General features: G+C 60.7%; 15 protein-coding genes and 1 tRNA gene. 12 read left to right on the top strand and 4 right to left on the bottom strand.

From position 1 onward, the window contains the following. Positions 1–140: 140 nt before the first annotated feature. Entirely contained in the window at positions 141–1,511 is a 1,371-nt protein-coding gene (locus BJ928_RS28180) for a GGDEF domain-containing protein (protein WP_047634077.1), read from the bottom strand. 537 nt (positions 1,512–2,048) lie between these two features. On the opposite strand from BJ928_RS28180, the gene BJ928_RS28175 reads away from it, so the two are divergent. Genes BJ928_RS28175 through BJ928_RS28165 form a run of 3 tightly spaced genes read left to right on the top strand, consistent with a single transcriptional unit; the run spans position 2,049 to position 5,802 of the window. Beyond that, complete coding sequence (locus tag BJ928_RS28175) at positions 2,049–3,119, top strand: ABC transporter ATP-binding protein (RefSeq protein WP_047634076.1); 1,071 nt, start codon at positions 2,049–2,051, stop codon at positions 3,117–3,119. A 32-nt stretch (positions 3,120–3,151) separates the two neighbouring features. Next, complete coding sequence (locus BJ928_RS28170; protein ID WP_047634075.1) at positions 3,152–4,111, top strand: ABC transporter substrate-binding protein; 960 nt, start codon at positions 3,152–3,154, stop codon at positions 4,109–4,111. A gap of 11 nt (positions 4,112–4,122) precedes the next feature. Then, a complete protein-coding gene (locus BJ928_RS28165; protein WP_047634074.1) occupies positions 4,123–5,802 on the top strand; it encodes an iron ABC transporter permease in 1,680 nt (559 codons plus the stop codon). A 30-nt stretch (positions 5,803–5,832) separates the two neighbouring features. Here the strand turns inward: BJ928_RS28165 and BJ928_RS28160 are convergent, their stop codons facing one another. Beyond that, positions 5,833–6,300 carry a helix-turn-helix domain-containing protein gene (locus BJ928_RS28160; protein WP_047634073.1) on the bottom strand — a complete coding sequence of 156 codons (468 nt, stop codon included), beginning with the start codon at positions 6,298–6,300 and terminating at the stop codon, positions 5,833–5,835. A 152-nt stretch (positions 6,301–6,452) separates the two neighbouring features. On the opposite strand from BJ928_RS28160, the gene BJ928_RS28155 reads away from it, so the two are divergent. Continuing rightward, a complete protein-coding gene (locus BJ928_RS28155; RefSeq protein ID WP_047634072.1) occupies positions 6,453–7,373 on the top strand; it encodes an alpha/beta fold hydrolase in 921 nt (306 codons plus the stop codon). A 235-nt stretch (positions 7,374–7,608) separates the two neighbouring features. Then, on the top strand, positions 7,609–8,004 hold the full coding sequence (locus BJ928_RS28150; RefSeq protein ID WP_047634071.1) for a cupin domain-containing protein: 396 nt from the start codon (positions 7,609–7,611) through the stop codon (positions 8,002–8,004). Positions 8,005–8,460: 456 nt separating this feature from the next. Here the strand turns inward: BJ928_RS28150 and BJ928_RS28145 are convergent, their stop codons facing one another. Both BJ928_RS28145 and BJ928_RS28135 read right to left on the bottom strand, forming a co-directional pair. Next, entirely contained in the window at positions 8,461–8,838 is a 378-nt protein-coding gene (locus BJ928_RS28145; RefSeq protein ID WP_047634070.1) for a hypothetical protein, read from the bottom strand. Between the two features lie 406 nt (positions 8,839–9,244). Then, positions 9,245–9,334, bottom strand: a tRNA-Ser gene (locus BJ928_RS28135). A 305-nt stretch (positions 9,335–9,639) separates the two neighbouring features. Here BJ928_RS28135 and rplU point away from each other — a divergent pair. The 7 genes from rplU to BJ928_RS28100 all read left to right on the top strand — a co-directional run bounded on the left by rplU (position 9,640) and on the right by BJ928_RS28100 (position 15,425). Further along, positions 9,640–9,957 (top strand): 50S ribosomal protein L21, encoded by a 318-nt coding sequence (gene rplU / locus BJ928_RS28130; protein ID WP_047634068.1) that lies wholly within the window; start codon positions 9,640–9,642, stop codon positions 9,955–9,957. A 32-nt stretch (positions 9,958–9,989) separates the two neighbouring features. Next, the gene (gene rpmA, locus BJ928_RS28125) at positions 9,990–10,259 is read left to right on the top strand and encodes a 50S ribosomal protein L27 (protein ID WP_004127267.1); all 270 of its coding nucleotides are present in this window, start codon (positions 9,990–9,992) and stop codon (positions 10,257–10,259) included. 128 nt (positions 10,260–10,387) lie between these two features. Next, positions 10,388–11,023 (top strand): GNAT family protein, encoded by a 636-nt coding sequence (locus BJ928_RS28120; RefSeq protein ID WP_047634066.1) that lies wholly within the window; start codon positions 10,388–10,390, stop codon positions 11,021–11,023. After that, on the top strand, positions 11,020–11,607 hold the full coding sequence (locus BJ928_RS28115) for a GNAT family N-acetyltransferase (RefSeq protein ID WP_047634064.1): 588 nt from the start codon (positions 11,020–11,022) through the stop codon (positions 11,605–11,607). Before BJ928_RS28120 ends, BJ928_RS28115 begins: the two co-directional genes overlap by 4 nt. Before the next feature lie 269 nt (positions 11,608–11,876). Continuing rightward, positions 11,877–12,983 carry a GTPase ObgE gene (gene obgE, locus BJ928_RS28110; RefSeq protein ID WP_047634063.1) on the top strand — a complete coding sequence of 369 codons (1,107 nt, stop codon included), beginning with the start codon at positions 11,877–11,879 and terminating at the stop codon, positions 12,981–12,983. Further along, entirely contained in the window at positions 12,980–14,149 is a 1,170-nt protein-coding gene (proB, locus tag BJ928_RS28105) for a glutamate 5-kinase (RefSeq protein ID WP_047634062.1), read from the top strand. The genes obgE and proB overlap by 4 nt, the downstream gene beginning before the upstream one ends. Beyond that, positions 14,142–15,425, top strand: a complete 1,284-nt coding sequence (locus BJ928_RS28100) for a glutamate-5-semialdehyde dehydrogenase (protein WP_047634118.1) — start codon at positions 14,142–14,144, stop codon at positions 15,423–15,425. The genes proB and BJ928_RS28100 overlap by 8 nt, the downstream gene beginning before the upstream one ends. The last annotated feature ends 37 nt before the right edge of the window (positions 15,426–15,462 follow it).

Raw genomic sequence — 15,462 nt, 5'->3', positions numbered from 1 at the left:
TGAGAGCTTGAGTCTAGCCGACGCGGAGCGGAAATAGTTCGGCGACGACCGAACTGTTGCGGAACGATCCCGAGCAATCCATCGCCGGCAAGCCAAAATCGGGGGTGTGGCCCCGGCCCGACAATGCGCCTTGACAGTCGTCAGGCGGCCGGCGCCAGCGTGATCCTGTTTCGCCCGCCTTCCTTCGCCTCATAGACCGCCTTGTCGGCACGGGCCAGGATACGCTCATAATCCAGTTCGCCCCCGAAGGCGGCGACGCCGATGCTGGCGGTAACGGCAAGCCTGCCGCCATCGGCCAGAGGAAGCGAGAGCCTGGCGATCTCCGCCCGAATCTTCTCTGCGACCTGCAAACCCATCGCCTCGTCGCATTCGACAAGCACGATCAGCATCTCTTCGCCGCCGTAGCGGAAGACGAAATCGGTCTGCCGAACGGTTTCGGTGATCGCCGCCGCGACGGCCCTCAATGCCTGATCGCCGATCTTGTGGCCATGCGTATCGTTGATGCGCTTGAAGTGATCGATGTCCAGCAGCAACACACAGAAGCCGGCAGCAACGGACATTTTCTGCAATTGTATCTCGCGCATCAGCACGGATGGCATGAACCGGCGCGTCAGCAACTGCGTCAGGGGATCACGGCCGCTTTCGACTTCGATATGCGCTTCGAAGATGCTGTTCAGCAGGAACTTGATCGCTGACAACTCCTCCTCGATCTTTCCGGCGGCGTCGCTGATCTGTGAGCGATCGCCGAAGCTTGCGCGTTCCAGCACGGGAACGAGCTCGACGTCGATGCGGCTGACGAGCTGCTTGATGAGCTCGAGTTTCGGCTGGCGCTCGAACAGAATATGCGCCTTGTGATTCAGCCATAGGCCGAACTCGCTTTTCCAGAGCCGCGGCAGCTCGTTGGAAGCCACATTCTGATAGAAGGCGGCCAGTATGCCGTGCCCCCATTCCATCAGGGCAGCCCTTTGGCGTTCCCGCTCCATCGCCAGATTCTGGCCGAGCAGATGCAAGCGATAGGCTTCGTTCACCCGCGCGTTCGAGGCGACGCCCTTCTGATAGCTGGCTTCGCGAACCTCCAGCGCTATATCGAACAACCCGATGACGAAGGCCATCGCATCGACCAACTGCTGCCGGGAAAAATCCGCTTCGGCGAGATGCCGCAGGAACCAAAGCTTGATCTTGCGTATCGACCGGGAGACGGCGTGCGGCGGAAAACCGATGCGCGCCATGGTCTCGCCAAGGCTGTCCTGCTCGGAGAAAAATAGCTCGCCGGAGGTCGCATTCGGGTCGACAAGTCTCTTCATCCACTCCATGAACCGGGCCGTGAAAGCCGTCAGGCTGGCATCCTCACCGACGAGGGAAGCGAGGTCTGGATCGCCTTCCAGATAGGCCCGGTAGCGCTGCTGCAACTCGCCTTCATGATCGTGGACGATCGCATAGATGATCTGATGTGTTTCGGCCGAGGTCTGCTCGACAAGGCTATTCCATTCCCGCGCGATACGTTCAGGCATTACGGTACTTTCTACACTCAAGAATCGGTTCCCTGATATTGCGCCGTTCGATCGGTGCTCCGCCCTTGAGACCGGACTTCGGAGGCACGCCCATTGCACGAATCCCGTTTCCGTCCCGAAGTTGCAATGAGGGCCGGAACCCCATGCAAATGATCCGCCGGCGCTCCGTCACCCACACATTTCGACCGCAAATCGAGACGGATCAGAATCGAACAAATGAGTTGAGTGGCTCAAATAGCCGATAAAGGTGACGAGTAAACCCCTTCTGTTGCACTAAAAATGAATGGCTGTATTGCCGATCTAATCGATCAAAATCTTGTTTTTAGTGAAATTGAGGGGCCTTCTGTGCCGATTCTCCATGTGATCAACTTATGACATGCCGGCTATAGGAACGATCTTCTTGTGGCCACTTCCGTGATCATTGTCGCATCGTCTTCTGCCACCTAGTTTTGCAGTAAATTCGTCACGCCATTGTCATGCCGCTGTCATGCGGCGCCTCTACTCAGGCTTGCAACTTTTCGAAACACCGATTTTTAGATGACAAGCGACGCGAACCGTATCCAGGCTGCCGTTTCGGCAACGGGATTGGAACTTCATTACGACAAGACGATCGTTCTTGGTGGCATCGATCTTGCGCTCGCCAGGGGACGGACACTGGCGCTGCTCGGCCCATCCGGCTGCGGCAAGACCACTCTTTTGCGCCTCGTTGCCGGTCTTCTTGCGCCGACCAAGGGCCGGATCAGCATTTCCGGCCAGGTGGTTGCCGATGCTGCGACGAAGATTTTCGTGCCGCCGGAAAAGCGCAATCTCGGTATGGTGTTCCAGGACTATGCCCTTTGGCCGCATCTGACAGTCGGCGGCAACGTCTCCTTCCCCCTTGAAATGCGCGGCATCCCGAAGGCGGATCGGGAAACACGCACCATGCGGGCGCTGGAGCGCGTCGGGCTGGCAACCCTCGCGCAGCGCCGCCCGAGCGATCTTTCCGGCGGCCAACAGCAGCGCGTCGCGATCGCCCGCGCCATCGTCGCCGAACCGCAGCTGATCCTGTTTGATGAACCACTGTCGAACCTCGATCGCGAACTGCGCGAAAACATGGTCGGCGAGCTTGCCGAACTCATCGCCACGCTCGGCCTGACGGCGATCTACGTCACGCACGACCACAGCGAAGCCCTGACGCTTGCCGACGAAGTCGCCATCATGCGCTCCGGCGAAATTGCCCAGCTCGCCTCGCCGGATATGCTGATCGAAAGCCCGGCCTCCCCGGAGGTTGCCGAATTCCTGCGGCTCGGCAGCACTGCCGATCTCGAATGGAGCGACAATGGCTGGCGGCTGGCGGGAAGCCCGCATGTGCTCTCCGATGCAGTCCGGCCAGGGCAGGACAAGGCCAGGATTCTCATTCCGACGCGCGCCATCTCGATCGGTGAAGCCGCCTGGCCGAGCCTGCCAGCGACGGCTCTGCGCTCGCATTTCCGCGGAGACGGCCATCTCGTCACCGTCGCGCCGCACGGCACGACGGGTGTCGAACTGCAGGTCCTAAGCCCGATCAAGGTCCGGCCGGGAGAGCAAATCGGCCTTGTCGTCGACGCCAACAGCATCCTGTGGTTCTAGCAGGAACATGACGAAACCATAGAGAGGAAGATATGTTTAAACCGCTGAAATCGATTGCAATTTTCGCATTATCGACCGCCCTTTTGGGTGGCGTTGCCCATGCCGATATCACCGTCTACACCGCCGGCCCGCAGAACCTCATCGACAAGCTTTCCGCCGGCTTCACCGCGCAGACCGGCATCAAGGTCAACGTCTTCCAGGCAACGACCGGTAAGGTCATGGCGCGCATCGAGGCGGAAGCCGCCAACCCGGCCGTCGACGTGCTGATCTCGGCCTCCTGGGATACGGCCACCGATTTCGCCAAGCGCGGCTGGCTCGTCTCCTACACCAGCCCGAATGCCGAGAAGGTTCCGACCTCCCTCAAGACGGACACCGCAGTCGCCCAGGGCGTCTCAGCGCTCGGCATTGCCTGGAACACCAAGAGCGGCACCTCTCAGCCGAAGGAATGGGCCGATCTCGCCAAGCCCGAGTTCAAGGATCTCGTCAATATTCCCGATCCCGCCCAGTCCGGCTCCTCCTTCGAGCTGACCGCCGCCCTCGGCGCCAAGGACAATGACAAGCTCTTCAAGGATCTCAAGGACAACGGCGCCATCATCGCCGGCGCCAACGCCGAAGCGCTGAACCCGGTGCTGCAGGGCGCCAAGGCCGCCGTCTTCGGCGCCGTCGACTACATCACCTTCGCCGCCAAGGCCAAGGGCGAGAGCATCGACGTCATCTTCCCGCAATCCGGCACGGTCATCGCGCCGCGGCCGGTCATGATCCTGAACTGGTCGAAGCATCAGGACGAAGCCAAGAAGTTCGTCGACTACATGCTGTCCGATGAAGGCCAGAAGCTGGTTGCCGCCACCTACCTGATGCCGGCCCGTTCCGACATCCCGGCCTCGCGGCCGCTGATGAGCGATCTGAAGCTGCTCGATTACGACGTCAACGCCGTCTACGGCAAGCGCAAGGAAACCCTGAAGCAGATCAGCGATCTGTTCGGCGGCAAGTAAGGCTTGAAAGAATGAGTGCGAAGGGAACAGGCGCTCCGGTGCCGGCAGCTTGGCTCGCAGCCTTGGGGCTGATCATCATTGTCGCCTTTCCCTTCGTCGCAGTCGTGCTGCAGGCCGTCTTTCCCTCGCTCGGGCAAGGCTCGTTTGCAGCCCCCTTCTCGGCCATCGGCAAGACGCTGGCCGACGAAGCGCTGCTCGGCATGACCGCGAATACCATCCTTCTCGGCTGCGCCGTCGTCCTAGCCTCCGCGCTGATCGCGGTTCCCCTCGGGGTGCTGCGGGCGCTTTACCGCATTCCCTTCGCGCCGGTGTGGGACGTGCTGCTGCTGACGCCCTTCATGATCCCGCCCTATATCGCCACGCTCGGCTGGATCATGACCCTGCAGCCGCGCGGCTATCTCCAGCAGATCGCCGGCTTCAACCTCGCCCCGACCCTTTTTTCGCTGGCGGGCATGACCGTGGTCATGACCTTCAACACCTTTCCGGTCGTCTACTTCGCCGTCTCGCGCACGGTCGAAGCCGTCGGCGCCCGCTATGCCGATGTCGGTCGCGTCTTCGGCGCCTCGCCGGCACGCGCCTTCTGGCGCATCACGCTACCGCTCTCCGCCCCCGGCCTCGCCGCCAGCCTTTTGCTGGTCTTTGCCGCCGCGATCGAGGAATACGGCACGCCGGCAGCACTCGGCCGCCGCGCCGGCTTCCAGGTCCTTGTGACCGGCATCGACACCCGCATCGGCGACTGGCCGATCGATCTGCCGGGCGCGGCCGTCCTGTCGCTGACCCTCGTCATCATCTCGCTGGTCGCATTCCTCATCCAGCGACGGATTCTTTCGCGCCGCTCCTACCAGACCGTCAGCGGCAAACCGCAGAACAAGGACAAGCGGCCGCTCGGCGCGATGACCGCGCCGGTCCTGCTCGCTTTCGGCGTCGTCTCCTTCCTCGCGACCGGCGTGCCCATGCTGTCGATCCTCGCAACAGCGCTTTCGAAGACGATCTCGCGCGGCCTCGTCATCGACAATCTCGGCTTCGACAATTTTGCTTCCGTCTTCGGCAACAGCGCCGGCGCGCTCGCAGCACTCGGCAACAGCCTGGCGCTCGGCGTCGGCACTGCCGTGATCACCGGGCTTATCGGCGTCGTGGCCGCCTATACCGTCGTCAAGACGAAGATGCGCGGCCGCATGCTGATCGACATCATGACTGTACTGCCGAATGCGCTCCCCGGCATCGTCGTCGCCGTCGGCCTGATCCTCGTCTGGAACATGCCCGGTCTGCCATTCACGCCCTACAACACCGGCATCATCCTGCTGCTCGCCTATTGCTGCATCCTGCTGCCGCAGACGGCGCGCTATTCCTCGGCCGCCTTTCAGCAGATCGGCGACAATCTCGAGGCCGCCGCCCGCGTCTCCGGCGCCGGCACGCTGACGGTCTTCCGCCGCATCCTGCTGCCGCTGGTGCTGCCGAGCCTGGCATCCGCCATGCTGCTCGTTTTTGCACTGGCCTCGCGCGAGCTTGTCGCCTCGATCGTGCTCGCACCCGTCGGCATGCAGACCATCGCCACCTTCATCTGGCGGCAGTTCGAGCAGGGCTCGATCGGCCTCGGCATGGCCATGGCCTTCGTGACGATCATCCTGACGACGCTGATCCCGCTTCTCTTCCTGTCGCTCCTGCGCCGCAGCGGCCTCGTCGCCGAGTAATCGCGTAAAGAGCCGAAAGATATTCTCCGGCTAATTTATTTGCTCTTGTTTTTCCGGCGGCACCACGATCACCGTATCCTCCGCCATCAGCATGCGCCCATCCTGCGCCCGCAGCTCCAGCCGCCGCACCGGCAGGTGTGTCACCCTGTCAACCAGCGTCACATGCGGCTCATCCGGTTCGAAGAAGAAATCGTCGCCCCATTGGCGAAGCGCCACCAGCAGCGGAAACAGGCCCTGGCCCTTCTGCGTCAGCACATATTCCTGATAGGGGCCGCCATCTGAAGCCGGCACCATATCCATGATGCCGTGCGCGACGAGATTGCGCAGCCGGGCCGAGAGGATGTTCTTGGCAAGGCCGAGGCTCTTCTGAAACTCGCCAAACCGGCGCAGGCCATCGAAGGCATCACGGATGATCAACAGCGACCACCAGTCGCCGATCGCATCCAGCGGCCGCGCCACCCCGCACATCGAATCTTTGTGGCTCACTCTCTTGGCCATGCCGCCCTGCCCTCGCTCACGTTCCTATGTCCCAATCGCTACAGGCGCGAATGAGCGCCTATAGCACGCTCGCAATATAGCGGTTGCAAATTAAAACCACAAGAGATACTGAAATCATGGTTGCAAATTAAAACCACACTAGGAGAACAACTGTGATTCCTGCCAATGAGACATTCGCCGGCACATTTCCCTTCACTCCGCATTTCACCGACGCACCGGGTTTCCGCATGCACTACGTCGACGAAGGGCCTCGCGACGGCGAGGTCCTCCTTTGCCTGCATGGCGAACCGACCTGGGGCTATCTCTTTCGCCATCTCATCACGACGCTGAGCCGCACGCACCGCGTCATCGTTCCCGACCATATGGGCTTCGGCAAGAGCGAGACGCCCGAAGGACGCAGCTATTGGCTGCAGGACCACGTCGTCAATCTCGAGGCCTTCGCGCTTGCGCTCGGCCTCACCGACATCACCCTCGTCATGCATGACTTCGGCAGCCTGGCCGGCATGGGCTTTGCCGCCCGCCACCCCAACCGCATCCGCCGCATCATCTCGGCAAACGGCCCGACACCCTTCGGCCAGCCGGATCTTGTCGATCGGGTGATGGCAAACGCCGCCGTCTCCCCATGGTTTCAATGGATCATCAAGACCGAGGCCGACGGCACACTGGAACCGGTGCTCAACAATCTCGGCTTCAACATTCTCAGCACGCTCAAACTCAACGGCTTCGAGAACAATGCCGTCATCACCGACACCTGGCTCGACGCCTATGGCGCGCCCTTTGCCACGGCAGCCGAGTGTTTCGGCGCGCTCGGCTGGGCCAAGGGATTTGCGACCGGCGCCCATCAATTCGAAACGCCCGATCCGGCCGCCGATCGCGCCATCCGTAACAAGCCGGCACTCGCCATCTGGGGCGAGGCAGACAGGACGTTGCATGCCGAGCATTTCCTGCCGCTCTTCTCGGCCATCTTCCCATCAGCCCGGATCGAACGCCTTCCCGGCGTCGGCCATTATTGCTTCGAAGATGCTCCGGAGACTGTCTCGGGCCTGATCGCGGATTTCCTGCGACGGAGCTGAGCACCACGATTCAGGACTGAGTTCGATGCAAAGTGCAGAGGCGAGAAATCTTCCCGCTTCTGTCAGCCACGGCATGGCTCGACCCTCCGCCAGCCCCGCCACATGGCGCTTTCGGAAAGCACTTGAGAGCCGGCGAACGGCGGCCGATATCAGACGATTGAATGCCGATTCGATTGACATTCTCCACGGTTGTGACACCGTTCCGCACGGCAGCTGACCACCGTCTTGAGGCAAAATGACAAAGCGATCGCAAGCCGTTATCACCACCGCAGAAGAACGTCCGCGCGACGGATGGAACGACCCCGTCCACGGCTCCATCTCCTGGCACACGCTCTTGAGCAGCGACATCACCCCCACCGACAGCATGAGCGCCGGCATCGCCGATCTCGCGCCCGGCGGCGAGTTGAAGCCGCATCGCCACGACCCCTCGGAAATCTACTTCATCTTCGAGGGAACCGGCATCGTTAGGATCGACGGAGAGGAAACGACGGTCAAGTCAGGCACAACCGTCTTCATCCCCGGCAACGCCGAACACGGCATCCGCAACGAATCATCCGCCAACCTGAAATTCTTCTATGTATTTCCGACGGGATCGTTTGCGGATGTGGTCTATCGGTTTCCGGAGGGGTGAGGCGTTCTCTGTCGTTCCCCCTTGCCGTCATCTCGGTTGAGAAAAACTGACAGCAGGGAATATCCGCAGAATTTGCGCCGGTCCTTCCGCTGCCTCATCCTCTGAAGGATTGAGGAGGTCGCGTATGGACAGGGAACTTAGGCAGAAAAAGAGACGGCGAACCTGCGCGGATTGGATTCGCCGGAAGCCGCTCGATCCGATTATCTGCCTTTTCGATCTTAAACATTACCGTCTCCTGTTCCCTCAGGAATGACAGAAAGCGATTAACGTCCGATCACCGGCAAAGACAAGCACATCATAATCGCCAATCGACGTCCAAGACGACGAGCGGCCTCCCCTGGAGGAGGGCCAAGGACTATCCCGGCCTGATCATCAACCACCTCGACTCAGGCTTTTGGTCCAAAAGCGAGCTAGGTCAGGCAGGTGGGTTTTATGTTTGCCTGGCTCGGCTGCCGTTCAGAAGAAAACGAGCGAAGAAACCAGCTGAACCATCGCAGCGATGATCACCACGAAAAACAATATTGTGAAACAAGCGGTGCCCCAAAAGGCGGATTGTATTCTAACCGGAATCTTCCTGTTAGCGACCTCCTCAAATTTCTCCGGTTCAAACAATACTGAGAGATAAAAGGCCCGATGCGTAACGAGGCCCATCGAAATAATCATCAATAAAATATTGATCGAAATAAAAACACAAACAAATAGTCCGGTCATAAAATGTAAAGATAGGAACTCACTCCACTCCCACTTGTTAATTATGTAGGTTAATATACCTATCAAAAATGAAATTCTCGTAAGGACGCCGACATAGTCGGATATATGTTTAGTTGCAGCCATTCTCTTTCCTAGTTCTATAGAAAGAAGTTCGGCAAAAAATTTTCTAAGCATCTACATTTCTATCCGTGGATGGCAATCTGGTTGAGCGGTATGCAGCCTCAGGCTGGTGTGAACCATTCGCCACACGCAAAAATCTATCTGCTGCAGAACATTCTTAGGAACGTGTTAACAGTCGCGTTTGCTCTTAGAAAAAAGAACCGCAACGATACCGACCGACTCATGAAATATCTCACTCGATTCGGCCCGCAGTCCGAGGATGTCGTAAGGAGAAGTCAGCGAGCTTCGCGGCAACTCTTCGGGAGCGCCTGCAGCGTGGCCTTGTGATCAACTGTGATCGCAGAGAGCGAAACAGGTGACGCTTGTCGCAAGCGTGAACACTGTAAATACATGATAATACACATGTTTATGGCGGAGAGGGTGGGATTTGAACCCACGATGCCCTTGCAGGCATGCCGCATTTCGAGTGCGGTGCATTCGACCACTCTGCCACCTCTCCGGTTATGCTGGTCGGCGCTGTTCGGCGCGGAGGGCTACATAGCGAGAGACGAAGAGGATAGCAAGGGCGAATATGAAAGCTTTTCATCCTTTTGCCTTGACAGATCAGGGACGCTTATATATCCCGTGCGACGCAATAGGTGTGGATAAGTCTGCGCCTTGCCCGCCCTGCATCGCGCAGGGTTTCACCGGCAGATCTTTTACAAGGCCTCAGGCCTTTGGAATTCCTGCTAAATTTCGACTGATAAAAAGACGGCCGCTCGTCCTCATGGCGAGAGAGCCGGAACGAACATGAAAGGATAAAAAATGTTCGCAGTCATCAAGACCGGCGGTAAGCAGTACCGAGTGGCAGCAAACGACGTGCTGACCATCGAGAAGCTCGAAGTCACCGCCGGCGGCACCGTAGAATTCACCGAAGTCCTCGTTATCGGCGAAGGCGCCGACGCTGCGATTGGTGCTCCCTTCGTCCAGGGCGCTTCCGTCAAGGCCGAAGTGGTCGAGCACAACCGCGGCAAGAAGGTCATCGCCTTCAAGAAGCGCCGTCGTCAGAACTCGAAGCGTTCGCGCGGCCATCGCCAGCACCACACCGTTGTCCGTATCACGGACATCGTGGCTGCCAAGTAAGTAACGGGATCAAGGTTTAAAGGAGAACTCCAATGGCACACAAAAAAGCTGGCGGTTCCTCGCGCAACGGTCGCGATTCCGAATCCAAGCGCCTTGGCGTGAAGAAGTTCGGCGGCGAAGCCGTCATCGCAGGCAACATTATCGTGCGTCAGCGCGGCACGCAGTGGCACCCGGGTTCCAACGTTGGCCTCGGCAAGGATCACACGATTTTTGCGCTTACGGCGGGCAACGTGAACTACCGTACGAAGGCCAATGGCCGCGTGTACGTGTCTGTAATGCCGAAAGCGGAAGCAGCGGAATAAGCCGGTAGCGCTCTAAAACAGCCGGCGTCTCATCGACCCGGCTGACGCTACAAGGTTCAGTCAAGAAAAAGGGGAGATGGGGCGCCATCTCCCCTTTTTCTTTACCCTCAACCAAGGAGGACTGAACCATGCAAGGCGAATTGTTAAGGGAAGGCCAATCGCGGTCTCCCGAAGAGCGGCTGAGGCCGGAACGGTTAAGGACCGATTGCCCTGTCTTACTGTCGGAAAGGCTCGTTCTGCGCGCGCCCCACGAAGAAGACATCGACGCCCTTGCCCATCTCGCCAACAACGCCAATGTCGCCACAATGGTATCGCGTATGCCGCACCCGTATACGATCGCCGATGCCGCCGATTTCGTGCGACGCACGAAGCTTGGCGAGATTGGCAAGTGCGTCTATGCCATTACCAAAGCCGACAACGGCGCCTTTCTCGGTTGCTGCGGGGTCGAACCCACGGGCGATCCCAACACCGTCGAGATCGGTTACTGGCTGGGCGAACCCTACTGGAACCAGGGCTATACAACCGAGGCGGCGCATGCGCTGGTCGACATGGTCTTCCGCACCCGCGAGAACGTTGCCCAGATCGACGCCCGTTGCCGGGTCATGAACGTCGCTTCGAGGCGGGTCGTGCAGAAGTGCGGCTTCCAATTCCAGGGCTCCGGCCTTGCCGCGTCGCTCGCGCTCGGCAGCACCGTGCCGGTCGAATGGTACAGGCTCGATCGCAAGACCTGGATATCGTTGCGCAGCTGGGGAGGCATGAGATGAACGCTCTCGCCCTCACCCGCCGCGATGCCCGGATCCTCATGCCCGGGCCGACGCCGGTCATCCAGACGGGCCGACTGACGCTGCGCCCGCACCGGCTCGGCGATGCCGATATGATTGCGGAATCGCTGTCCGATTTCGCCGTCACCCGCATGCTGGCCCGCGTCCCCGCGCCCTATGACCGGCAGGATGCGCTCGACTGGCTGGTCGAGCACACCTCCGGCCTCGACGCCGATTGGGAACTGGCCATCACCGAGCGGGATGACGCCCATATCGGCTGCGTCGGCATCGAGCTCCGCCACGGCCGCTGGCACCTTGGCTACTGGCTGAACCGCTTCTACTGGCGGCAAGGCATCATGACCGAAGCGGTCAAGGCTACGCTCGAACGCTTTGCCCGTCGCATGCCCGAAGTCGCCATCCATTCCGGCGCCTTCGCCGACAATCCGGCATCCTTGAAGCTGCAGCAGAGGCTCGGCTTCGAGATCACCGGTTGCTCGGAGATCTACAGTTTTGCCCGCAACACCATGGTTCCGCACATCGAAACCGTGTTGAAGCCGGGCGCGCTGCGGCTCTCGCAGGCGGCCTAAGGTCCTCGAAAACGGTCGTCGCCGATCAAAACGGCGATGACCATCATGCCATCAATGCAGTTCCGCCCCTTTATGGCACTGGAACCGCACGATATTCTTTGACCTCAGCCCGAAGCGCCTATATCGAAGGCGACATGACGGGCAAATGGCCGTCCGATGCGTCCTTCCGGATGTAAAAGATGGCAGCAATTGAAAAGAGCGCATAGGCTTTGTGAATCCCATTCGATCCGAAGGGATATGCGCCGATACCGGGTGACGGACGTAGCAAGATGAAATTTCTCGATGAAGCAAAAGTCTTTATTCGCTCGGGCGATGGCGGCGCAGGCAGCGTTTCCTTCCGACGCGAGAAATTCATCGAATTCGGCGGCCCGGATGGCGGCGATGGCGGCCGCGGCGGCGATGTCTGGGTCGAGGCCGTCAACGGCCTCAACACGCTGATCGATTTCCGCTATCAGCAGCACTTCAAGGCCACGATCGGCACGCATGGCATGGGCAAGAACCGCGCCGGCGCCAAGGGCGAAGACGTGACGCTGAAGGTGCCTGTCGGCACGCAGATCTTCGAGGAAGACGGCGAAACGCTGATCTGCGACATCACGCAGGAAGGCCAGCGCTTCCGTCTCGCAGCCGGCGGCAATGGCGGCTTCGGCAATGCTTACTTCAAATCCTCGGTCAATCAGGCGCCGGATTGGGCCAATCCCGGCCTGCCCGGCGAAGAAAAGACCATCTGGCTGCGGCTGAAGCTGATTGCCGATGCCGGCCTCGTTGGCCTGCCGAATGCCGGCAAATCGACCTTTCTCGCCGCCGTCAGCCGCGCGCGGCCGAAGATTGCCAACTATCCGTTCACGACGCTGCACCCCAATCTCGGTGTTGCCACCATCGACGGCCAGGAGTTCATTCTTGCCGACATTCCCGGCCTGATCGAAGGCGCGCATGAGGGTGTCGGCATCGGCGACCGCTTCCTCGGCCATGTCGAGCGCACCCGCGTGCTGCTGCATCTGGTTTCCGCCCAGGAAGAGAAGGTCGGCAAGGCCTACAAGACCGTGAAGCACGAACTCGAAGCCTACGGCAACAGCATTCCCGACAAGCCTGAAATCGTTGCGCTCTCGCAAATCGACGTGGTGGACGAGGAAACGCTGAAGAAGAAGACCCGCGAACTGGCGCGTGCCTGCGGCAAGACGCCGTTCCAGATTTCCGCCGTCACCGGCCGCGGCATGACCGAAGTGCTGCGCGCGCTGCGCGATGTGATCGTCGAGGCCAATGCCGGCGAAGCGGACAAGCCGGCAAAGGCCCCCAAGGTACGGCATCGCGACATGCAGGCCTCAGACGATGAGGCCGCTGACGAACGTCTTGGGGAAGACGGGGATCATCAGGGATGACAGCCCGCAAGCCGCTCGACCGCTACCGCCGCATCGTCATCAAGATCGGCTCTGCCCTCCTGGTCGATCGCAAGACCGGCTTGAAGAAATCCTGGCTCGACGGCATGTGTGCCGATATCGCCGCATTGAAGGCCAAGGGCATCGATGTTCTGGTGGTTTCCTCGGGCGCAATCGCGCTCGGTCGCTCCGTGCTCGATCTGCCCTCCGGCGCGTTGAAATTGGAAGAAAGCCAGGCAGCCGCGGCCGTCGGCCAGATCTCGCTTGCCCGCGCCTGGTCGGAAAGTCTGTCGCATGACGATATCGTCGCCGGCCAGATCCTGTTGACGCTCGGCGACACCGAAGAGCGCCGCCGTTACCTCAACGCCCGCGCCACCATCAACCAGCTTCTGAAGATCGGCGCTGTGCCGATCATCAACGAAAACGATACGGTTGCGACCAGCGAAATCCGCTATGGCGACAATGATCGCCTCGCCGCCCGCGTCGCGACGATGACCGGCGCCGATCTGCTCGTGCTGCTGTCTGACATCGACGGGCTCTATACCGCCCCGCCGCATCTCGACCCGCAGGCGAAATTCCTCGATACGATCGCCGACATCACGCCTGAGATCGAGGCCATGGCCGGCGGCGCCGCCTCGGAGCTGTCGCGCGGCGGCATGCGCACCAAGATCGATGCCGGCAAGATTGCCACTGGCGCGGGCTGCGCCATGATCATCGCATCGGGCAAGACCGACCGGCCGCTGAACGCGATCGAAAGCGGCGCCCGCTCCTCCTGGTTCGCGCCATCGGGCACGCCCGTGACAGCCCGCAAGACCTGGATTGCCGGGCAGCTGCAGCCGGCTGGGGAATTGCATGTCGACGACGGCGCCGTTACCGCGCTCGGCGCGGGAAAGAGCCTGCTGCCCGCCGGCGTTCGCAGCGTTGTCGGCCATTTCGGCCGCGGCGACACGGTTGCCGTCATTGGCCCCTCGGGCCGCGAAATCGCCCGCGGTCTTGCCGGTTACGACGCCGAGGAGGCCCGCCAGATCACCGGCCGCAAATCGGCTGACATCGAGGCGATCCTCGGCTATGCCGGCCGCGCCGCCATGGTGCACCGCGACGACCTCGTCATGACCGCGTCCGTCAAGACGAAGGCCGAGACATTGAAGAAGGATGAAGCTCATGCTTGATACTGTCGCACAAAGCCCCGACATCGATGCGTTGATGAACGATATCGGCCGCAAGGCCCGGGCTGCGTCGCGACCGTTGGCCTTTGCTTCGACTGAGAGCAAGAACAAGGCGTTGAATGCCATGGCGGACGCCATTCTGGCCCGCAAGGATCATATTCTCGCCGAAAACGCGAAAGACCTGAAGGACGTCGAGGGCACGGATATGCTCGCCTCCTTCGTCGATCGCCTAACGCTCAACGACAAGCGCGTCGCCGAGATGGCCGAAGGCATCCGCGCCATTGCTGCGCTTGCCGATCCGGTTGGTGAAGTCATCGCCGCTTGGGATCGCCCGAACGGCCTGAAGATCGAGCGCACACGCACACCGCTCGGCGTCATCGGCGTCATCTTCGAAAGTCGGCCGAACGTGACAGCCGATGCCGGCGCGCTGTGCCTGAAGGCCGGCAATGCCGTGATTCTCCGCTGCGGCAGCGATTCGCGCCGCTCGTCGCAAGCGATTCATGATTGCCTCGTGGAAGGCTTGAAGGCCGCCGGCCTGCCGGAACATGCGATCCAGCTCGTACCCGTCAGCGACCGCGCAGCGGTCGGCGCCATGCTGCGCGGGCTGGAAGGCAATATCGACGTTATCGTGCCGCGCGGCGGCAAAAGCCTCGTCGGCCGCGTCCAGAGCGAGGCCCGCGTACCGGTCTTTGCCCACCTCGAGGGCCTCTGCCATATCTATATCGATGCCTCGGCCGATCTCGACATGGCGAAATCCATTGTCGTCAACGCCAAGATGCGCCGCACGGGCATCTGCGGCGCCGCTGAAACGCTGCTGGTCGACAACAAGGTTGCGTCTACCCATCTGAAGCCGCTGCTCGACGGACTGGCTGCGGCAGGCTGCGAAATCCGCGGCTCGGCTGACGTGCTGAAGCTCGAACCCGGCCTCAAGGTCGCAACCGAGGAAGACTGGACGACGGAATATCTGGCCGCGATCATTTCGGTGGCGCTGGTCGACGGTATCTCGGGCGCAATCGAGCATATCGACAGATATTCGTCGAACCATACCGAGGCAGTGATCGCCGAGGACCCGGCTGTTGTCGAACGCTTCTTTACGGAGATCGACTCGGCAATCCTCTTGCACAATGCCTCGACGCAGTTTGCCGATGGCGGCGAATTCGGCATGGGCGCGGAAATCGGCATCGCCACCGGCAAGATGCATGCGCGCGGGCCTGTTGGCGTCGAGCAGCTCACCTCCTTCAAATATCGCGTTCGCGGCACCGGACAGATACGGCCCTGACGTGCTGAAGGAAGAGGTCGATCAACGCTATCTGCGC

This window comes from Rhizobium sp. WW_1 (genome assembly GCF_003610155.1).
GTDB classification, from domain to species: domain Bacteria; phylum Pseudomonadota; class Alphaproteobacteria; order Rhizobiales; family Rhizobiaceae; genus Rhizobium; species Rhizobium tropici_A.
This window is presented reverse-complemented; position numbering and strand designations above follow the sequence as displayed.